Here is a 20606-nt window from a genome sequence, read left to right as displayed (position 1 = left end):
GATAGCTTGAGGCGCAGTATTCACGGCGCCGCAAGGCAATCATTCGTAGCCGAAGGATTTGACCCGTGCCTCGTCATCGGCCCAGCCGGACTTGACCTTGACCCAGACTTCCAGGAACACCTTGGCGTTGAGCAGCTTTTCCAGTTCCTGGCGGGTTTCTGTGGAAATGCGCTTGAGGCGCTCGCCACCCTGGCCGATCACCATGGCCTTGTGACCGTCGCGCTCGACCACGATGGTGGCGGCAACGCGCATGAAGCGGCCGAACTTGGGGCTGGGCTCCTCCTCGAACTTGTCGATGACCACCGTGGAGGTATAGGGCAGCTCGTCGCCCGTGAAGCGGAACAGCTTCTCGCGCAGGGTCTCGGAAGCCAGGAACTTCTCGCTGCGGTCGGTCAGTTCGTCCTCACCGTAGAACCAGGGCTGCTGCGGCAGGTATTTGGCGCAGATGCCATACATGCGCTCGATATCCTTTTTGTTCTTCGCCGACATGGGCACGAACTCGGCAAAAGGATGGCGCTCCTGCATATCGCGCAGCCAGGGTGCGATCTCGGCGCGTCGACCCACGGTGTCAAGCTTGTTGGCGATCAAGAGCGTGGGAATGCCGGGCTTGAACAGGCTCAGCACCTTGGCATCGGCCAGTGTGAAGCTGCCCGCCTCCACCACGAACAGGATCAGGTCCACATCGCCGATCGCGCCCATCACGGTCTTGTTGAGCGACTTGTTCAGGGCGGTGGAATGCTTGGTCTGGAAACCGGGGGTATCCACAAAGACGAACTGGGTCTCGTCCTTGGTGCGGATGCCGGTGATGCGGTGGCGCGTAGTCTGGGCCTTGCGCGAAGTGATGGAGATCTTCTGGCCCACCAGCGCGTTCATCAGCGTGGACTTGCCCACATTGGGCTTGCCGACGATGGCAATCAGGCCGCAGCGCTGCTCTTCGGGCGCGTAGACGCGCGCCGGAGCTTCTTCCTCCTGGTCGCGGATGGCGGTCGGCGTGCTGCCGGGCTTGGCAGCGGCCAGCATGGCGCTGATGTAGTCCAGGCTGGGGTCGCTGATATCGGTAGTCACAGACTTGGGGCCTTTTTGGCCCTTGGCTTTTTCTGCACCTGCGGTGCCCGCTATCTTTTTCTTAGCAGCATCGGTCATGGATTGTTGGCTTTCACTTTTTCCAGCAAGGCAGCGGCGGCTGCCTGCTCGCCCATGCGGCGGGATGCTCCCGAGCCCTGGGCGCTGATATTCCATTCGGCAATCGTGCACTCGACCTTGAAGGTCTGCTTGTGCGCCGCGCCACTGATTTCCACCACATGGTATTGCGGCAGCTTCATGCGCTTGCCCTGTAGCAATTCCTGCAGTGCGGTCTTGGGATCTTTGTCGGCCGCACGCATATGGGGATTGATGTCCACGCCCTCGAAGAGGTGGTGGACGACTTTCTCGCCGGCGACAAAACCGGCATCGAGGTAGACGGCGCCGATCAGCGCCTCCACGGCATCGGCCAAGATGGACGGGCGCTGCTTGCCACCGGACTTGGCTTCGCCCTCACCCAGACGCAGCAGATCGGGCAGCTGCAGCTTCAGCGCAATCTTGTGCAGCGTGCCTTCCTTGACGAGATTGGCCCGAACACGCGAGAGATCGCCTTCGGGCAGGGAGGCCAGCTTGGCATAGAGCAAGCTGGAGATGGCCAGACTGAGCACCGAGTCGCCCAGAAACTCCAGTCGCTCGTTGTTGTCGGCCGAGAAGCTGCGGTGCGTGATGGCACGCTGCAGCAGCGCCGGGTTGGCAAATTGATGTTGCAGCCTTTGCTGCAGAGCGACTAGAGCAGGTTCCACCTGAAAGGTCTATTTCTTGAAACGGTAAACAAGGTAGGCAGGGCCTGCCAGATGAATCTCACGGGAATACTCGAAGCCCACGACGATCTTGTCGTTGACCTTGGTCACGTTCAGATCGTTGCCGGAGATGGACTTGAAATCATCAATGGAGGCCGAACGATCGAAGCTGGCCTTGACTTCAGCAACGCTACTGCCTTCAGCGGCGGCCTTGTTGGCCGCCTTGGTGATGGCCTGGTACTCCAGGAAGACGGGCACCGATTGTGCGCCAATTGCGGCAACCGCCACGATGATGGCCACGAGAAACACCAGACCGATGAAGGACAGACCACGCTGCCTGGAGCGCAATGCCAGATTTTTCATGCTTTTCCCCTCTCAAGCCGGGCATGTTCCTGCCCGTGTATCCCAGAAAAATGACGAAATGGTTGCCGGTGTTCAGTGGAAGCGGCCGATACGGCTCAGATCACCGAAGTTCATCCAGACAAAAAAGGCCTTGCCCACGATGTTCTTGTCCGGCACAAAGCCCCAGTAGCGCGAATCCAGCGAGTTGTCGCGGTTGTCGCCCATCATGAAGTAATAGCCTTCGGGCACCTTGCAGGTCACGCCCTCAACGCTGTAGCGGCAGTTTTCCTTGTACTCGAAGTTGCTCGCCCCCTGGATGAAGGCCGGCACATCGTTGTTGACGATGGCACGGTGCGGCTGCTCGCCCAGGGTTTCCTCGAACTGCTTGAAGTAGCGCATCACGTCGCGGTCCAGAAAGTCCGGCAACTCGCGGGTGGGCAGCTCCTTGCCGTTGATGCTCAGGCGCTTGTTGATATAGGCCACTTCATCACCGGGCACGCCCACCACACGCTTGATGTAGTCCAGCGTGGGCTGGGGGGGGTAGCGGAACACCATCACATCGCCACGCTGGGGCTTGTTGCCTTCGGTGATCTTCTTGTTGATCACGGGCAGACGGATGCCGTAGGTGAACTTGTTGACCAGGATCAGGTCGCCCACCATCAGCGTCGGAATCATGGAGCCCGAGGGAATCTTGAACGGCTCGAACAGGAAGGAGCGCAGCACGAAGACGATGGCGATCACCGGGAACAGACCGGCGGTCCAGTCCAGCCACCAGGGCTGCATGAGGATGCGGTCCCTGGCGTCGTCGGAGACCTCGATGTCTGTCTTGGCGATGCCCATGCGGTCCAGCTCGGCGCGGCGCTCGACGGCGGCCTGCTCCAGCGCGGCCGCAGCCGCTCGGCGCCTCGGCCAGAAGTAAAAGCGCTCGGCCAGCCAGTACACGCCGGTCACCACGGTTGCCAGAAACAGCAGCAATGCGAAGTTGCCTTCGATGGAGCCGGTGTACCAGGCCGCGATATAGCCTACAAAGGCCGCCAGGATGGCGGCCGTGATCCACTGCATGACTTGCATCAATCCTCCACTTGCAGAATGGCCAGGAAGGCTTCCTGCGGCACTTCTACCGAACCGATCTGCTTCATACGCTTCTTGCCGGCCTTCTGCTTTTCGAGCAGCTTGCGCTTGCGCGTGATGTCGCCGCCATAGCACTTGGCCAGCACGTTCTTGCGCATGGCCTTGACGGTCTCGCGCGCAATGATGTTGGCGCCGATGGCGGCCTGAATGGCCACGTCGAACATCTGGCGGCTGATGATCTCGCGCATCTTCGCCACCACGGCGCGGCCGCGATACACGGACTGCGAGCGGTGCACGATGATGGACAAGGCATCGACCTTCTCGCCGTTGAGCAAGATATCGACCTTCACCACGTCGGAAGCGCGGTACTCCAGGAACTCGTAGTCCATGGAGGCATAGCCGCGCGACACGGACTTGAGCTTGTCGAAGAAGTCCAGCACGATTTCGCCCAGCGGCATTTCATAGGTCAGCATGACCTGACGACCGTGGTAGGCCATGTTCTTCTGCACGCCGCGCTTCTGGTTGGCCAGTGTCATCACCGGGCCGACATAGTCTTGCGGCATGTAAAGATGCACGGTCACGATGGGCTCGCGGATTTCTTCCATGCGGCCCTGATCGGGCATCTTGGAGGGGTTCTCCACCTGGATGACTTCGCCGTCGGCCTTGACCACTTCGTACACCACGCTAGGGGCTGTGGTGATCAGGTCCTGATCGAACTCGCGCTCCAGGCGTTCCTGCACAATTTCCATGTGCAGCAGGCCCAGGAAGCCGCAGCGAAAGCCAAAGCCCAGCGCCTGCGAGACTTCGGGCTCGAACTGCAGCGCCGCATCGTTGAGCTGCAGCTTTTCCAGCGCATCACGCAACTGGTCGTATTCAGAGGCTTCGGTAGGGTACAGACCCGCAAACACCTGGGGCTTGACTTCCTTGAAGCCGGGCAAGGCCTTCTCGGCAGGACCCAGATTGTTGGGTAGCTTCTTTTCCAGCGTGACGGTGTCACCCACCTTGGCTGCCTTGAGCTCCTTGATGCCTGCAATGATGTAGCCCACCTCACCGGCCTTGAGCGCATCGCGCGGCTGGTTGGCAGGGGTGAACACGCCGATGTTGTTGGCTTCATAGGCTGCGCCTGTGGCCATCATCTTGAAGCGCTCGCCCTTCTTGAGCTGACCATCGACCACGCGCACCAGCATCACAACGCCCACATAGGGGTCGAACCAGCTGTCCACGATCATGGCGCGCAGCGGGCCGTCAGGATTGCCCTTGGGGGCAGGAACCTTGGCCACGATGGCTTCCAGGATCTCGTCGATACCCATGCCGGTCTTGGCCGAGCAGGGAATGGCGTCGCTGGCATCGATGCCGATCACGTCCTCGATCTCGGCCTTGGCATTGTCGGGGTCGGCCTGGGGCAGGTCCATCTTGTTGAGGACGGCGAATACCTCCACGCCCAGATCCAGCGCGGTGTAGCAGTTGGCCACGGTCTGGGCTTCCACGCCCTGGGAGGCATCGACCACCAGCAGACCGCCTTCGCACGCCGACAGCGAGCGCGAGACTTCGTAGGAGAAGTCCACGTGGCCAGGGGTGTCGATCAGGTTCAGGTTGTAGACCTTGCCGTCCTTGGCTTTGTACTGCAGGGCGGCGGTCTGGGCCTTGATGGTAATGCCGCGCTCTTTCTCGATGTCCATCGAGTCCAGCACCTGGGCTTCCATATCGCGGTCGGCGAGGCCTCCGCAGCGCTGGATCAGGCGGTCCGCCAGAGTGGACTTGCCATGGTCAATGTGCGCAATGATGGAGAAATTACGGATGTGATTCATCAACGAGAAAGACAGCTTTGGAATTGAAAAAAGTGGCCTGCAGCAGCAAGAAAAAAGGGCGCGTCCCTCAAGCGGCGCGCCCTTAACCAACAATCTCTGGCAACTGCGATAGTTGGGACTTTATTGTAGGCAAAACTGGCCGCAAGCCAAGATCCAGCAAGGCTTGACAAGTTTCGGTTTGTGATTTTCGAATTCATTTATCAACAAATTATCCACAAACCGAAAAACACCGTTTAGCCATCAGCAGCCGGAGATTGCAAAGGCTTTTGCACCGCTTGAAAACCGCCTGTCAGCGTGATTTTTTGCGTCCAACCACCATGCATTTGCGTGGGATTCTACCTAATGGCATAGGGGCACTGACAGGCTGAGGGCTTGTTGTCATTTCAGATCACGAAATGGCAACAAGCCCATGCAGGCTTTTCACCACAGTTATTTGGCAGGGCGAATCAACACATACTGCGCCCAGTCACCACGGCGCACCAGCACATTGACGGGTTTGGACTTGTCGGCCTTGGCCCAGGCAGCCTCGAAGCTCTTGAGATCGGAGACTTCCACATTCGCCAGTTGCAGGATCACATCGCCTTCACGCAAGCCGGCACGAGCTGCGGCATCCACCGCAGCCGCCACGCGCACGCCGCCCTTGATGGCCAGCTCCTTCTTCTGTGCAGACGTCAGCTCACTCAGCGTCAGACCCAAAGACTTGTTCTCCAGCGTGCCGGATGGAGTCTTGCCTGCACCGCTGCTGCCAGCCTTGGCCTTGGCAGATTCGTCGGAAGGTACTTCGGCAATCACCATGCTCAACTCCTTGAGCTTGCCACGGCGCAGCACGGTAATGGTGCTCTTGGTGCCTGGCTTGGTATTTCCTACGAGACGCGGCAGATCGGAGACCTTCTCGATAGCTTTGCCATCGAACTTGGTAATCACGTCGCCCGCTTCCACGCCGGCCTTTGCGGCAGGGGAGTCCGGCTCGACGGCCGACACCAGAGCACCTTCTGGCTTGCCCAGGCCTATGGACTCGGCCACATCCTTGGTCACGGGACCGATCTGCACGCCAATACGGCCGCGCGTGACCTTGCCGGTGGCACGCAGTTGATCGCTGACACGAATCGCCTCATCGACGGGAATCGCAAAGCTGATGCCCATGAAACCGCCTGAGCGCGAATAGATCTGGCTGTTGATCCCCACCACCTCTCCGCGCATATTGATCAACGGGCCACCCGAGTTGCCGGGATTGATGGCCACATCAGTCTGGATGAAGGGCAGGTAGTCGCCGGTGTCGCGTTGCTTGGCCGAGACAATGCCGGCTGTGACTGAGTTTTCGAGTCCGAAGGGCGAGCCTATCGCCATGACCCACTCGCCCACGCGCAGCTTGCTCACATCGCCGATCTTGACTGCGGGAAGCCCCTTGGCATCGATCTTGACCACGGCGACATCGGTACGCTTGTCTGCGCCGACTATTTTTGCCTTGAACTCGCGCTTGTCCGTCAGCGTGACAATGACTTCATCTGCGCCGTCGACCACATGGGCATTGGTCATGACATAGCCGTCAGCCGTAAGGATGAAGCCAGAGCCCACGCCACGTGGCTGCTCCTCCTCTGATTGACCACCCTTGGGCGAGCGCTGACGCGGCACATTGGGCACGGGCAGGCCGAAGCGGCGGAAGAACTCCAGCATGTCTTCATCCATGCCCAGGGCTTCGGCGCTGTTGTTGGAGACCTTCTCCAGCGTACGGATGTTGACTACCGAAGGACCGACCTGATCGACCAGATCCGTGAAGTCCGGCAGACCGCGCGCCGTTGCAGCACTTTGGGCATGAGCAGCAGTAACCGGCAGCATGCCTCCTGCGGCCAGAGCCGCGATCGCCATCGCACTGGCAATGGCTGTAGCCGAAGCACGGGATTTGAGCGTCATCCAGGCTGGTGTGCGCATCGTTTTTATTCCTTGTTCGAGTCGTCTGACAGAACGGGTCGCCAAATCAGACCCATGAGAGAAAACAGGTGAGAGCATTGAAGCGCATTCTGGCAAAACCCGCCATCGACTGAAAGCACTCCGGCCCTTCAATTTGGGCGCAGATGAAACAGTATCTGCACCCAACTGATCCTAAATCAATAGCTGCGTACGCAAGCCGGGAAAAAGCCTAGACCTGAAACCATGCATTTCAGGCCTAAGACTGCTGTGTGAAGAAGCATCAATGGCGGGTGGCCGTGGCAAAGCTTGCATTGCGCAAAAAGCTGGCAGGCATCTGCAGATTGGGCGCGCTGCTTTGCTGAGGGTGAGAAGCCAGCAACTCGTCCAGACGCGGATCACGCAGCATCACGGTCTGGCCGTTGGGACCAGCAACTGCCACCACGGTGGAAGACTGGGCCTCCGAGCCCAAGGGCATGGCCGTCTCTTCACCGCCCGAAACGGGTTGGCTCAGGCCCAGCGATGCAGCAGGCGCAACGGCCACTACGGCATTCGGGCTGAGAGCAGCGAGCTGCGCCCCACCCTGGCGGCCGTACAGCCCCCCCGAGCCTGCGAGCATGACCCCCCAGCCAACGGCGGCCACGGCAGCAACCGAAGCAAAGCCGGCTGCCATCTTCCAGCGAAAGACCGATGCATTGGCCGCCTGACGGGCAGGCAGGCCGACCACGGTTGCGCCGTTGCCCTGAGCCTGCCCGCGCTCCTGGGCTTCAGTGATCTGTTCCAGACCGCCCAAACCCAGGGAACTGGCTGCATCTGCGGTCACACCGGGCAGATGAATGCCGCGAATCGGCTCGCGCTCCATATGAGCGCGCACCCGGCTCAGAATATCGTGCTGACTGTGATGGGCCAGCTCGGGAGAACGCAGCACATCGCCAATCAGGTGATACATGGCCCAGGACTGCTGGCCTTCGTCGCTTTCCGCATAGGAAAGCACGGCCTGCATCTGGACCGAGGAAGCCTCGCCATCCACCAGGGCCGACAACTGTTCCTGCTTGATCAGATCGTCATTCATGAAGTTCACCTGCTCGTCTTGCCTGTACTACCAACGCTTTCCACCCTGGCGCTCCAGCAGGGGTTTGACCCTGGCCGAAATCGCCTCGCGTGCCCGAAAGATGCGCGAGCGCACCGTGCCTATGGGACAGTCCATCGCCTGCGCGATCTCCTCATAGCTGAGCCCCTCGATTTCGCGCAGCGTGACTGCCTGGCGCAAATCCTCGGGCAAAGCCTCCATGGCGGCATTGACGGCTTCGGCAATTTCACGCGCCGCCAACACTGTTTCCGGGGTTTCCTGAGTCGTTAGTTCCTGTCTGTGAACAGAAGTTTCATCATCATCGTCCCCAGCGTGTAACGCGCTCTCGGTAATCACCGGCGAGCGATGCATTTCCATCAAGGCCTTCTTGGCCGTGTTGACGGCAATGCGGTACAGCCAGGTGTAGAACTGGGCCTCGCCGCGAAACTGGTGCAAGGCCTTGTAGGCGCGGATGAAGGTTTCCTGCGTGATGTCGGGCACCAGATCGACATCGCGCACCATGCGGCCCACCAGACGCTCGATGCGACGCTGGTACTTGATGACCAGCAGCTCAAAAGCCCGTGTGTCGCCAGCATTGGCTCGTTCGACCAGAGCCAGATCGCTGTCGGCAGAGGGAGTGGGGAAATCGGGAGGTGTCATGAAAGGCCAAGCGGCGTGCTGCCATAACCGGCGAAGGCCTAGCCTTGCTCTGCCAGCGGCACGATGGAGGAATATACCGCACGCCGCAAGTCTCCCCACTGCTCAGGGCTGTGTCGTTGGGACAGGAAAATCCATAGCACCTTGCGCCTTCCGCCCGTGGTCCTGAACACTAAAGCATCCGAAACACTGAGCCAAAGCCAGTAGCCACCATCAAGCCCAACCGCCAGCCGCACAGGCAGTGAGCGAGCGGTTGACAGGTTTTCGGCCTCCAGCAACCAATGCTCGCCGTTCCAGAGCAGCCGTCCTTGCGGCCAGTTGCGCCACTGCCCACAAAGCAGCACCACGGCCAGGATCAAGGCCGGTAAAGCCAGCAGCACCTGCAACCAGCCCGATTGGACTTGCAGGCACCAGACCAGCAAAGCCATCAGCAAGACCATCCCGGTCAGCACCAGCCCTCCTCCGGCCCAGCTAGGCCGGACAAAGACATAGGCAACGGCTGGAGCATGGTAGCGAGCACTCATGGGCCGACCATGTGCGAAAACCCGGCTGCAGCAAAGCTAGGGAAAGCACGATCAAGCCGCGCATAGAACAAAGCCCGCAAGGCCTGGGCCGGTGCGGGCTTGTACAGAAGCGGCTCGACGCGACTCAGACGCGCTTGAAGACCAGTGTGCCGTTGGTGCCACCGAAACCGAAGTTGTTCTTCACGGCGACCTCCAGCTTGGCGTCACGCGCTATGTTGGCGCAATAGTCCAGATCGCACTCGGGATCCTGGTTCACCAAATTGATGGTCGGAGGAATCTTCTGGTCGTGCAGCGCCATCACGGTGAACACGCTCTCGATACCACCAGCGCCACCCAGCAGGTGACCCGTCATGGACTTGGTCGAGCTGACCACCAGACCCTTCTTCGCGTGCTCGCCCATGGCCGCCTTGATGGCGTTGGACTCGTTGGCATCGCCCAGGGGCGTGGACGTGCCGTGCGCATTCAGGTAGTTGACCTGATCCTGGTTCACACCAGCGTTGCGCAGAGCATTGAGCATGGCGCGGCGCGGGCCGTCCATATTGGGAGCCGTCATGTGACCGGCGTCGGCACTCATGCCAAAGCCTGCCAGCTCCGCGTAAATCTTGGCGCCACGGGCCTTGGCGTGTTCGTACTCTTCGAGCACCAGCACGCCGGCACCTTCACCGAGCACAAAACCGTCACGGTCCTTGTCCCAGGGGCGCGAGGCAGCCTTGGGGTCGTCGTTGCGCGTTGACAGCGCACGCATGGCAGCAAAGCCGCCGACACCCAGAGGCGAAACAGTGGCTTCCGTGCCACCGGCCACGACGATGTCTGCATCGCCGTATTCGATCATGCGTCCGGCTTCGCCGATGCAGTGCAGGCCTGTGGTGCAGGCTGTCACTATCGACAGATTCGGCCCCTTGAAGCCAAATCGCATGGACACATGCCCTGCCACCATGTTGATGATGGAAGCAGGCACGAAGAACGGCGTGATGCGGCGAGGACCGCGGGCAGCCAGTTCTGCGTGAGTGTTCTCGATCAGCGGCAGGCCGCCAATGCCCGAGCCGATCACGCAGGCAATGCGTGTGGCAAGGTCTTCGGACAGGGCTTCGCCTGTGGGCAGGCCTGCGTCCAGAACGGCTTGCTCCGCAGCCGCGATGCCGTAATGAATGAAGGTATCCATGGAGCGCGCATCTTTGGCGCTCATGTACTTCTCCACATCAAATCCCTTGACCTCACCCGCAATCTTGCAGGAGAAGTTCGATGCATCGAACTTGGTGATGAGGTCAATACCGGACTGGCCGGCCAAAAGATTGGCCCAGGCTTCGCCCACCGTGTTACCCACGGGGGAGATGCAGCCCAGACCGGTCACGACAACGCGACGACGGCTCATGCGTTCAAACCTTTAACTGATCGCTGAAAAAAGACCTTAGGCCTTTTGGTGGGTATTGGCGTAGTCGATGGCGTTTTGCACCGTCGTGATCTTCTCTGCGTCTTCGTCAGGGATCTCGATGCCGAATTCATCTTCCAGGGCCATCACCAGTTCCACTGTGTCCAGGGAGTCAGCGCCCAGGTCAGCCACGAAGGCCTTTTCGTTGGTCACTTGGGACTCTTCAACGCCGAGTTGTTCGGCAATGATTTTTTTGACACGTGCTTCGATATCGCTCATGGTTTCCCTCAGGGGGTTGTGAATGAACCCGCGATTCTAGCCGTTTCGGGAGAAGCCCCTTGGCGGCAGGCCGTCGCGAGGAAACGGCCACTGAACTTGCAAAAGTGTTCAGCTTCTGGCAGCAAGTGTGGCAAACACCACGCAAACTGCCGAAATTTCTTACATGTACATGCCGCCGTTGACGTGCAGTTCCTGCCCCGTCACATAGCCGGCACCAGCAGAAGCCAGATAGGCCACGGCATGCGCGATGTCGCTGGGCTGCCCCAGATCACCCATGGCGATCTGTGCCTTGAGCGCAGCCTTTTGCGCCTCTGGCAGATCTGCAGTCATATCCGTGGCGATGAAGCCGGGAGCCACACAGTTCACGGTGATGCCGCGGCTGCCCAGCTCTTTGGCCAGAGCACGGGTCATGCCAGCCACGCCAGCCTTGGCTGCGGCGTAGTTGGCCTGACCGGCATTACCCGAGGCACCAACCACGCTGGTGATGCTGATGATGCGACCAAAACGCTGCTTCATCATGGGACGAATAGCCGCACGGCTGACTCGGAAAACAGCCTTCAGATTGGTGTCGGTAACAGCATCCCAATCGTCATCCTTCATGCGCATCGCCAAGGTATCGCGGGTAATACCTGCGTTGTTGACCAGCACATGCAGGCCGCCGTCATTCTTGACGATGGAGTCGATCAGAGCATCCACGGCAGCGCCGTCGGTCACGTTCAGCGTGACACCACGGCCACCGAAGGCGGACAGAGCCTGGCTGATCTTTTCAGCGCCAGCATCCGATGTGGCCGTGCCAATCACTTGATAGCCCTTGGAGGCCAGCTCCTGCGCGATGGCGGCACCAATGCCACGGGTGGCACCGGTGACCAGGGCAACCTGGGGCTTGGTCTGGTTATCAGTCATGCGAGCAATTCTTTCACGTCAGCCAGGGTGGCTGTATCAAACAGAGGAACACCCGTCAGGTCGGCGTCAATACGCTTGACCATGCCGGCCAGCACCTTGCCGGGCCCACATTCCACGATATGGGTCACGCCGCGAGCCTTGATGGCCTGCACGCACTCCACCCAGCGCACCGGGCCAAAGGCCTGACGGTACAGGGCATCGCGAATCGCATCAGCGTCCGTTTGGACAGTAACGTCAATATTGTTGATGACGGGAATCTGAGGTGCGGCCAGTGCCAGCTCAGCCAGCGCAGCCTTGAGCTTTTCAGCAGCAGGCTTCATCAGGCTGGAGTGGAAAGGCGCCGACACCGGCAGAGGCAGAGCACGCTTGGCGCCAGCAGCCTTGACCGCTTCGCAGGCCTTTTCCACGGCCAGCTTGCTGCCGGCGATCACGGTCTGCCCCGGGTCGTTGAAGTTCACGGCTTCCACCACTTCAGCGCCGCCCAGCTGGGCCGTCACTTCGGCACAGACTGCCTTGACCTTTTCGGCATCCAGCGCCAGCACGGCAGCCATGCCGCCCGTGCCAACGGGCACGGCATCCTGCATGGCAGCGGCACGCAGACGCACCAGAGGTGCGGCCTGAGCCAGCGTCAGCACACCGGACGCAACCAGCGCCGAGTACTCGCCCAGGGAGTGACCGGCGACGGCATCGGGCAGCGCGCCGCCTTCTGCCTGCCAGACACGCCAGGCCGCCACACCGGCCACCAGCATCACGGGCTGGGTATTGGTGGTCAGCGCCAGAGCTTCCTTGGGACCTTGCTTGATCAGCAGACCCACACCCTCGCCCAGAGCCTCGGAGGCTTCGGCCACGGTCTGAGCCACGACGGGATGATCCCCCCAGCCATCGAGCATGCCCACGGACTGCGAACCCTGGCCAGGAAATACAAATGCGAATTTCTTCATATTTCTTAGTATAAAAATTGCCTGAAACGCTTATTTATATTGCGTCTACAGCTACATCTTGAGGAGCACCGCACCCCAGGTGAAGCCACCACCCACCCCTTCGAGCAGCACGGTCTGGCCTTTTTTGACCTGTCCACTGCGCACACCGTGATCGAGTGCCAGAGGAATCGAAGCTGCCGAGGTGTTGCCATGCTGATCGACGGTCACTACCACCTTGTCCATGGACAGCTTGAGCTTTCGTGCCGTGCTTTGCATGATGCGGATATTGGCCTGATGCGGAATCAGCCAATCAATGTCGGCATCCGTCAGACCTGCCTTTTCCAGCACGGAGCGAGCCGCCTTGTCCAGCACGCTCACCGCCAGCTTGAAGACAGCCTGACCATCCATCTTGAGCAAGGGATCGCCCAGCACATTGCCGCCGGAGACATTGCCAGGCACGCAGAGAATGCCGACATGGCTGCCATCGGCGTGCAGCTCGGTGGACAGAATGCCGGGCTCGTCGGAGGCCTCCAGCACCACGGCGCCCGCGCCATCACCGAACAGCACGCAGGTCGTGCGGTCGTTGAAATCCAGGATGCGGCTGAAGACTTCGGAGCCCACCACCAGCACGCGCTTGGCCGCGCCGGTCTGAATCATGGAATCGGCCACCGTCAGTGCATAGACGAAACCACTGCACACGGCCTGCACATCGAAGGCTGGGCAGCCATTGCTGATGCCCAACTTGTGCTGCAGGATGGCGGCCGTCGAGGGAAACACCATGTCCGGAGTAGACGTTGCGACAATGATCAGATCGATATCCGAAGCCTCTATGCCTGCCGCCTCGATGGCCTTGCGGCTGGCCTCAAGAGCCAGGTCGCTGCTGGTCACATCGGGCTCGGCAAAGTGGCGGGCACGAATGCCGGTGCGCTCGACGATCCACTCGTCCGAGGTTTCCAGGCCGCGCTGAGCCAGCTCGGCTGCGAGGTCGTTATTGGTCAGGCGGCGGGGCGGCAGGTAACTGCCGGTGCCAATGATGCGTGCGTAGCGTCTCATGTCTTCTATCAGGGCGCCGAAGTTCCAGATTCCGTCTGCGCTGCCAGCAACAAGGGGGCGGCAGCAGCAATACGGCTGCGGACACGGTCAAGCAGGTTGTTGCGTGCCGCATCATACGCGCGGTTCAAAGCATGCTCGAATGCCATTGCATCAGCCGAGCCATGGCTTTTGAAGACCAGCCCGCGCAGACCCAGCAATGCAGCGCCGTTGTAACGACGGTGATCAACACGCTTCATCAGCGCAGATAACACCGGATAGGCAATGATGGCAGCAATCTTGGTGAAGATGTTGCGCTTGAACTCTTCCTTGAGAATCCCCGAGATCATCGAGGCGACTCCCTCGGTGGTCTTGAGCGCAACGTTACCAACGAAACCATCGCACACGACAATGTCCACCACGCCCTTGAAGGTGTCGTTGCCTTCCACATTGCCGTAGAAGTTGAGGTTGCCCGCATCGCCTGCAGCGCGCAGCAGCTCTCCCGCACGCTTGATGACTTCACTGCCCTTGATCAGCTCTTCACCGATGTTGAGCAGGCCGACGCTGGGCGCCTCCGTGTTCTTGAGCGCCGACACCAGGGCCGAGCCCATGACCGCAAACTGAAGCAGATGCTCCGCCGTGCAGTCCACATTGGCCCCCAGGTCCAACATGGTGGTGTCGCTACCCTTGGCGTTGGGCAAACCAAAGGCAATGGCAGGACGGTCAATGCCATCCAGCGTCTTGAGCAGATAGCGCGAGATCGCCATCAGCGCCCCGGTATTGCCCGCCGACACTGCAGCCTGAGCCGCACCATTCTTGACCTGCTGCACGGCCACGCGCATGGACGAGTCCTTTTTCTTGCGCAGAGCTATTTCCACGGGATCATCCATGCTCACCACCTCCGTGGCGGGAACAATGGTCACGCGCTCATGCTTGAAGCCGGCCAACTCCTCGGCCTTGCCGACCAGCAGCAGATGCGCATCGGGGTGTGAATTCAGAAACTGACGGCACGCGGCCAGCGTGACGCGGGGGCCATGGTCGCCCCCCATGCAGTCAACAGCCAAATTAATCATGGGCGACTGACAAATCCAATTAGGCTTGGGATGATGAATTGAAGGATCCGAGGACCACAACAGAAGCTATTTGCAAAACCAGCGTTGAGATTTTGCAGCAAGGCCTGTCATGACAGGCTTTGCAAATATCTTCCATAAAAACAAAAGCCTGCTGCTACAAAAAATGTAGCAACAGGCTTTGCGAATGCAGTCGTCGCTTAGGCTTCGGACTTGTTCTTCAGCACTTGACGGCCACGGTACACGCCGTTGGGGCTGATGTGGTGGCGCAGGTGTGTCTCGCCGGTAGTGGCTTCAACAGCGATGCCAGGCACATTCAGTGCGTTGTGCGAACGGTGCATGCCGCGCTTGGAGGGAGACTTCTTGTTTTGCTGAACAGCCATGATGGCTCCTGTGTATCTTGAAAGGGTTGGTAACACGACCCACACAGCAAGACCGGGCAAAAAACTCTGCCTTTCGACGCACTCAGCGAGAGAGCGCCCTTGTCCGTGCAAGTCCTAAAAAAACGCGATCAGCCCATTAAAGACACGAGGGGGTTTCGCGCGAAGCTCACGATTATAGCGCAAACGCTTTTCGCGGCCCAGGCAAAATCAAATCCCCACCGTGCCATGGGATGGATCAGTCGGCAGACTTGCCTACATTGAGAGATTGCAGCACGGCAAAAGGGTTTTCCTTTTGCTCATTGGCCTGCTCGAAGGCGTCATCGCTGACTTCTAGCTTGACGGGGACCGGGCAGACCTCATGGCGAGGCACTACAGGCACTTCCATCAGCAACTCGTCCTCGATCAACTCCAGCAGATTGAACTCGCTGCTCAATGCCAGCACATCCTCATCGCTGTCGTCATCTTCCAGCTCTGCCGTCGCTTCGTCCGGAACGAAGCGAAATGACCGATCCACGTAAAGGGGAATATCGGCCGCGGTCAAGCAGCGCTGACAGGTCAGCGGCAAAGCCACCTCGGCACTCAGGTGCAGCCACACATGGCCGCTGCCGCCTTTTTGCTCCACCAGCTCGCCTTCAGCTTCCCAGCGCACCAGGGGCTGCTCGCCAGTAATCGCCAACGCATCGGCCGCCAGACGCTTGAAGTCCGACAATGGTGCCTGACCATGCAGATGACCTGCAGCCTGCGCGAAAGCACGCACGTCCAGCCGGGTCGCAGAAAAATCCTTGCTCATGCAGCCAGTGTAAGAGAATCCCGCAATGCCCGACTTATTGATTGCCGGACGACTTGAGCGTCCATTGATTCTTGGCTCCACCTCGCGCTACCGCCGTGAGCTGCTCAGCCGCCTGCAACTGCCGTTCGAGACAGTGTCTCCCGAAGTGGATGAAACCCCGCTCAGCGGCGAAACACCCCACGACCTGAGTCTGCGTCTGGCCGTAGCCAAGGCGCAGGCCGTGGCCCAGTTGCACCCCGGCGCCATTGTGATCGGCTCCGATCAGGTGCCCGAGCTAGACGGGCAGCCCCTGTCCAAGCCTGGCACCCACGAGCGAGCCACCGAACAGCTGCGCCAGATGAGCGGCCGCCAGATGAATTTCCACACCGGCGTCTGCGTGAGCTGTACCGAAACCGGCTTCACGGAATCCAGCGTGGTCACGGTGCAAGTGCGCTTTCGCGAACTGAACGACCTTGAGATCGAGCGCTACCTGCGCGCCGAGCAGCCCTATGACTGCGCAGGCTCGGCCAAGAGCGAAGGCCTGGGCATTGCCCTTCTGGATGCCATCGTCAGCGACGACCCCACGGCACTGATAGGCCTGCCGCTGATCCGCACCTGCCAGTTGCTGCGTGCCTCAGGAGTGGTTCTGCCATGAGCGACACATCTAAAAGCAAAGCAGGCACCCTTTATCTGGTGCCCGCCCCACTCGATTTCGGCTGCGAAAGCCAAACAGCGCTGACCGAGGTGCTGCCCGAGGGCACACTGCGCCGCGCCGCCTCTCTGACTCACTGGATCAGCGAAAACGCCAAGACGGCCCGCGCCTATCTCAAGCGCATCGACGCCTTGTTCCCGCTGGCTGCGCCGCTGCAGGCCCAGAACATTGCCGAGCTGCCACGCGAAGCCCACAAAAAAGGCGACCACGGCAACAAGGGCGGCGCCGTCTTCGACTCTAAACCCCTGCTGGCACCAGCACTGGCCGGGCAGGACATGGGCTTGATCAGCGAGGCGGGCATGCCCGCCGTGGCCGACCCCGGCAGCTCCATCGTGCGTGCCGCCCATGATCTGGGCATTCGCGTCGTGCCGCTGACGGGGCCGGTCTCGCTGCTGCTGGGCCTGGCAGCCAGCGGCCTCAACGGCCAGAATTTCGCCTTTGTCGGCTATGTGCCTCAGGATGGTGCTGAGCGCACGGCCCGCATCAAGGAACTGGAGAGCCTGGCCCTGCGTCACGGCCAGACCCAGCAGTTCATCGAGACGCCTTACCGCAATGCAGCCCTCTGGCAGGCGTTGCTGCAAACCTTGCAACCAAATACCAGGCTGGCCCTGGCCAGCGGATTGACGCTGGAGACGGCGCGCATTGAAAGCCATCTGGTGCGCGAATGGCGCCAGCGCAATGCACCACCCGACAACCGCACGCCGGTGGTGTTTGCCATAGGCCGTTGAGCGCCAATAAACAAAAAAGCCTGCGGCCAAACCGCAGGCTTTTTTATAGCTACTGGCATTTATCCAGAAAAGGTTAACGCCTCTCTGATGCTTGATCAGCGAATGCTGGGCACCAGCCCGCGCATGGCTTTTACCGATCCCTCGCCGATGGCCGCACCAAATCGCTTAGCCAGACGTTCGGCCACATTGTCGCGGCGGGTGTAGTCGATGACTTCCTCGGCCTTGACCACTTCACGCGCCACAAAGTCGAGGCTGCCCAGCTTGTCGGCCAGACCCAGCTCCACGGCCTGCTGGCCGGTCCAGAACAGTCCGCTGAACATTTCGGGGGTTTCATGCAGGCGGTCGCCACGACCGGCCTTGACCACGCCGATGAACTGCTGGTGAATCTGCTCCAGCATCTGCAGCGCAAATTCCTTTTGCTGCGCCGACATGGGGCTGAACGGATCGAGAAAGCCCTTGTTCTCGCCAGCCGTCAGCAGGCGGCGCTCCACTCCCACCTTGTCCATCACCCCTGTGAAGCCGAAACCGTCCATGAGCACGCCGATGCTGCCCACGATGCTGGCCTTGTCGACAAAAATCTCGTCGGCCGCCGCCGCGATGTAGTAGGCCGCCGAGGCGCAGGACTCTTCGACCACCGCATACAGAGGCTTGTTGTACTTGGCCTTGAGACGTGTCATCTCGTCGTTGATGATGCCTGCCTGCACGGGGCTACCGCCGGGCGAGTTAATCAGCAGCACCACGGCGCGCGAGCCCGAATCCTCAAAGGCACTGCGCATGGCGGCCACCACGAACTCGGCACTGGCATCCGCTCCCGAGGCGATCTCGCCCTTGATCTCCACCACCGCTGTATGGGGTGAGGTGCTGGTCTTGGTGGCCGTATCCTTGAAGAACACCGCCCACAGCACCAGCAGCACCACTACGGACCACAGCAGACGGCTGAAAAAGCGCCAGCGCCGTGCTGCTCGCTGCTCCTTGATGGAAGCAAACACCAGCTTTTCCAGCACATCGCGCTCCCAGCCTCCATTCCCGGAGACCTTGGCTGCGGCCGGCGCCTCGGCGGATGTGGCAGAAGCCTTGGACCACAGGTCCGCGCCCGGCGTCACATGCTGCTGGGAATCATGGTTGTCAGGGGTGTTTGGGGAACTCATCTCAAAACTCTGGAGGTTTCAGTTGTGGCCCAGTATGCCAGCGCACCACGCCATCGCTTTCGCTCAAGGCGATTTTTACCAGCCCGCCACGGCAAGGACCGCCAGCGCAGGCACCGCTGTCAGGTTCATAGGCAGCTCCGTGGGTAGAACACAACAGCCAGCGACCGGAATCGTCAAAAAACTGACCTTCCTGGTAGTCCATTTCCATGGGAATATGGCTGCAGCGATTCAGATAGGCATAGACCTGCCCCTGGTAGCGAATCGCAAAAGCGCGGCTGCCCTGCCCGGCATACCGCACGTCAAAGCCCACAGCCCGGCCGCCGTCGACCAGATCGGCACTGGCGCACAACTCCACGGTCTGCGTCATGGCGGCCTTCACGCGTTGGCCAGCAACCAGGCCCGCAGCTGCGCTGCGGAGTCGGCCACGAACAGCGGATTGAACTGGGAGAAGCCGTCGGGAGCATGGGCACCATAGGAAACCCCCACACAGGCACAGCCGGCGTTCTGCGCCATCTGCAAATCGTGCGTGGTGTCGCCAATCATCAGTGTCCGCTCGGGCTCCACACCGAATTCGGCCATCAACTCGTGCAACATCAGCGGACTGGGCTTGCCGGCGGTCTCATCGGCCGTGCGCGAACCGTCGAACAATCCCTTGAGCTGCGGGTCCTGCAGCGCATGGTTGAGCCCCATGCGACTCTTGCCCGTGGCCACGGTCAGCCAGTGGCCGCGCTCGCGCAGCTCGGCAAGCAGCGGCAGGATGCCGTCAAACACGCAGATATCGTCCTGATGCTTGAAGAAGTGAAAGCGATAGCGATTGGCCAGCTCAGGATATTTTTCGGGCGGCACATCGGGTGCCGCACGGGCCAGGGCTGGCATCAGCGCCATGCCGATCACATAGGCAGCCTGCTCGTCGCTGGGTACGGTGCCGCCCACATCACGCACCGCCTCCTGGATGCTGCGACTGATGATGGCCGTGGAGTCCGCCACGGTCCCATCCCAGTCAAATGCAATCAGATCGAAGCGGCGTGGTCGCCGGGCGCTATGGTTTTCAGTAGTCATGAAGCCTAGTCAGTTCACAAAATCCGCCAGCTCCGGCGGCAACTCGGCGCGCAACTCGACACGCTCGCCGCTGGCGGGATGATTGAACTGTAGCCGCCAGGCGTGCAGAAACATGCGTTTGAGCCCCTGCTTTTGCACACGACGGTTGAGATCAAAATCACCATATTTGTCATCGCCCACGATGGGATGCCCCTGCGAGGACAGATGCACGCGAATCTGGTGGGTACGACCCGTCTTGATGGTCACTTCCAGCAGACTCATGGCAGGCAGTCCCTGCAAGGGGCGTGGCTCGATCAGCTTTCTGACCTTGACCAGGGTGATGGAGCGCATTCCATCCGGGTCATCGGCCGTGGTCACGCGCACGCGGCGCTCGCCGTCGGCCTGCAGATACTTGTGCAGCGGCAGATCAATGACCTTCTTGTTGGCCGGCCAGGCCCCCTGCACCAGCGCCAGATAGGTCTTGCCGGTCTCGCGCTCTCGAAACTGGTCCTGCAGATTGATGAGTGCGGAGCGCTTTTTGGCCACCAGCAAAATGCCCGAGGTTTCGCGATCCAGCCGGTGCACCAGTTCGAGGAACTTGGCATCGGGACGCGCCTGGCGCAGTTGCTCGATGACGCCAAAGCTCACGCCCGAGCCGCCATGCACGGCCACGCCGGCAGGCTTGGACAACGCAATCATGTGTTCGTCATCCAACAGGGCGGGAAAGTCCTTAGCCGGCGCCGGGCGTTCCGCTTTTTCAGTCACTTTTTCAGAAATCCGGACCGGGGGAAGGCGCACCACGTCGCCGGGCTGAACCCGGGTCTCGGCACTCACGCGCCCCTTGTTGATACGCACTTCACCGCTGCGGATGATGCGGTAGACATGGGTCTTGGGCACCCCCTTGAGGTGGCGCATGAGAAAGTTGTCGAGTCGCTGTCCGGCGGAGTCTTCATCGACCTCGATCAGCCGTACCGAGGCCGCAGCCGTATTCTGTGACCGGCCCTGCGCCGGTTTGCCCTCTATAATGTGTTTCACCTGTGCCGAGCTTAGTTGTAAGTGATT

The 20606-nt window shown here is 60.5% G+C and carries 23 protein-coding genes; 2 read left to right on the top strand and 21 right to left on the bottom strand.

Annotated features, from left to right (window positions below):
* Nucleotides 1-39 precede the first annotated feature (39 nt).
* The 17 genes from era to P353_RS02620 form a co-directional block, all read right to left on the bottom strand.
* Nucleotides 40-1143 (bottom strand): GTPase Era, encoded by a 1104-nt coding sequence (era, locus tag P353_RS02700; protein WP_003057966.1) that lies wholly within the window; start codon nt 1141-1143, stop codon nt 40-42.
* Nucleotides 1140-1823: a ribonuclease III gene (gene rnc, locus P353_RS02695; protein WP_034364900.1), complete on the bottom strand. Its 684-nt coding sequence runs from the start codon at nt 1821-1823 to the stop codon at nt 1140-1142. Before rnc ends, era begins: the two co-directional genes overlap by 4 nt.
* 9 nt (nt 1824-1832) lie before the next feature.
* Complete coding sequence (locus P353_RS02690; protein WP_034364897.1) at nt 1833-2183, bottom strand: DUF4845 domain-containing protein; 351 nt, start codon at nt 2181-2183, stop codon at nt 1833-1835.
* 72 nt (nt 2184-2255) lie between these two features.
* On the bottom strand, nt 2256-3233 hold the full coding sequence (gene lepB / locus P353_RS02685; protein WP_034364893.1) for a signal peptidase I: 978 nt from the start codon (nt 3231-3233) through the stop codon (nt 2256-2258).
* Nucleotides 3233-5041 carry a translation elongation factor 4 gene (gene lepA / locus P353_RS02680; protein WP_034364892.1) on the bottom strand — a complete coding sequence of 603 codons (1809 nt, stop codon included), beginning with the start codon at nt 5039-5041 and terminating at the stop codon, nt 3233-3235. Before lepA ends, lepB begins: the two co-directional genes overlap by 1 nt.
* A gap of 429 nt (nt 5042-5470) precedes the next feature.
* Complete coding sequence (locus tag P353_RS02675) at nt 5471-6970, bottom strand: DegQ family serine endoprotease (RefSeq protein WP_034364890.1); 1500 nt, start codon at nt 6968-6970, stop codon at nt 5471-5473.
* A gap of 259 nt (nt 6971-7229) precedes the next feature.
* Nucleotides 7230-8018, bottom strand: coding sequence for a sigma-E factor negative regulatory protein (locus P353_RS02670; protein WP_034365468.1), 789 nt, complete (start codon nt 8016-8018; stop codon nt 7230-7232).
* Between the two features lie 27 nt (nt 8019-8045).
* Nucleotides 8046-8675: an RNA polymerase sigma factor RpoE gene (gene rpoE, locus P353_RS02665; RefSeq protein WP_034364888.1), complete on the bottom strand. Its 630-nt coding sequence runs from the start codon at nt 8673-8675 to the stop codon at nt 8046-8048.
* Between the two features lie 38 nt (nt 8676-8713).
* Nucleotides 8714-9196 (bottom strand): hypothetical protein, encoded by a 483-nt coding sequence (locus P353_RS02660; protein ID WP_034364886.1) that lies wholly within the window; start codon nt 9194-9196, stop codon nt 8714-8716.
* A gap of 124 nt (nt 9197-9320) precedes the next feature.
* On the bottom strand, nt 9321-10568 hold the full coding sequence (gene fabF, locus P353_RS02655) for a beta-ketoacyl-ACP synthase II (protein ID WP_034364885.1): 1248 nt from the start codon (nt 10566-10568) through the stop codon (nt 9321-9323).
* A gap of 36 nt (nt 10569-10604) precedes the next feature.
* The gene (gene acpP, locus P353_RS02650; protein WP_003058049.1) at nt 10605-10844 is read right to left on the bottom strand and encodes an acyl carrier protein; all 240 of its coding nucleotides are present in this window, start codon (nt 10842-10844) and stop codon (nt 10605-10607) included.
* 159 nt (nt 10845-11003) lie between these two features.
* Nucleotides 11004-11747 (bottom strand): 3-oxoacyl-ACP reductase FabG, encoded by a 744-nt coding sequence (gene fabG, locus P353_RS02645; protein WP_003058052.1) that lies wholly within the window; start codon nt 11745-11747, stop codon nt 11004-11006.
* Nucleotides 11744-12688, bottom strand: a complete 945-nt coding sequence (gene fabD / locus P353_RS02640; protein WP_034364883.1) for an ACP S-malonyltransferase — start codon at nt 12686-12688, stop codon at nt 11744-11746. The genes fabG and fabD overlap by 4 nt, the downstream gene beginning before the upstream one ends.
* A 51-nt stretch (nt 12689-12739) precedes the next feature.
* Nucleotides 12740-13720, bottom strand: a complete 981-nt coding sequence (locus tag P353_RS02635; protein WP_034364880.1) for a beta-ketoacyl-ACP synthase III — start codon at nt 13718-13720, stop codon at nt 12740-12742.
* Nucleotides 13721-13728: 8 nt separating this feature from the next.
* Nucleotides 13729-14769 (bottom strand): phosphate acyltransferase PlsX, encoded by a 1041-nt coding sequence (gene plsX, locus P353_RS02630; protein ID WP_034364877.1) that lies wholly within the window; start codon nt 14767-14769, stop codon nt 13729-13731.
* A 197-nt stretch (nt 14770-14966) separates the two neighbouring features.
* Nucleotides 14967-15149 carry a 50S ribosomal protein L32 gene (gene rpmF / locus P353_RS02625; RefSeq protein WP_003058062.1) on the bottom strand — a complete coding sequence of 61 codons (183 nt, stop codon included), beginning with the start codon at nt 15147-15149 and terminating at the stop codon, nt 14967-14969.
* A gap of 235 nt (nt 15150-15384) precedes the next feature.
* Entirely contained in the window at nt 15385-15939 is a 555-nt protein-coding gene (locus P353_RS02620) for a YceD family protein (protein ID WP_034364875.1), read from the bottom strand.
* Nucleotides 15940-15964: 25 nt separating this feature from the next.
* Between P353_RS02620 and P353_RS02615 the strand changes: the two genes are divergently transcribed.
* Together P353_RS02615 and P353_RS02610 are read left to right on the top strand one after the other, a co-directional pair.
* On the top strand, nt 15965-16573 hold the full coding sequence (locus P353_RS02615; protein ID WP_034364872.1) for a Maf family nucleotide pyrophosphatase: 609 nt from the start codon (nt 15965-15967) through the stop codon (nt 16571-16573).
* Nucleotides 16570-17358: an SAM-dependent methyltransferase gene (locus P353_RS02610; protein ID WP_034364868.1), complete on the top strand. Its 789-nt coding sequence runs from the start codon at nt 16570-16572 to the stop codon at nt 17356-17358. The genes P353_RS02615 and P353_RS02610 overlap by 4 nt, the downstream gene beginning before the upstream one ends.
* A 95-nt stretch (nt 17359-17453) precedes the next feature.
* Here the strand turns inward: P353_RS02610 and P353_RS02605 are convergent, their stop codons facing one another.
* The 4 genes from P353_RS02605 to P353_RS02590 are packed head-to-tail and all read right to left on the bottom strand — an operon-like array spanning nt 17454 to nt 20579.
* Entirely contained in the window at nt 17454-18506 is a 1053-nt protein-coding gene (locus P353_RS02605) for a S49 family peptidase (RefSeq protein ID WP_034364867.1), read from the bottom strand.
* 1 nt (nt 18507) lies between these two features.
* The gene (locus P353_RS02600) at nt 18508-18873 is read right to left on the bottom strand and encodes a Rieske (2Fe-2S) protein (protein WP_034365465.1); all 366 of its coding nucleotides are present in this window, start codon (nt 18871-18873) and stop codon (nt 18508-18510) included.
* Between the two features lie 8 nt (nt 18874-18881).
* Nucleotides 18882-19565, bottom strand: a complete 684-nt coding sequence (locus P353_RS02595) for an HAD family hydrolase (protein ID WP_034364864.1) — start codon at nt 19563-19565, stop codon at nt 18882-18884.
* Nucleotides 19566-19574: 9 nt separating this feature from the next.
* Nucleotides 19575-20579, bottom strand: a complete 1005-nt coding sequence (locus tag P353_RS02590) for an RluA family pseudouridine synthase (RefSeq protein WP_053283626.1) — start codon at nt 20577-20579, stop codon at nt 19575-19577.
* Between the last annotated feature and the right edge of the window lie 27 nt (nt 20580-20606).

The organism is Comamonas testosteroni, from assembly GCF_000761245.1.
Classification (GTDB): Bacteria; Pseudomonadota; Gammaproteobacteria; order Burkholderiales; family Burkholderiaceae_C; genus Comamonas; species Comamonas testosteroni_C.
Note: the sequence above shows the minus strand (reverse complement) of the source record. Positions and strands in the feature narration are given on the sequence as shown.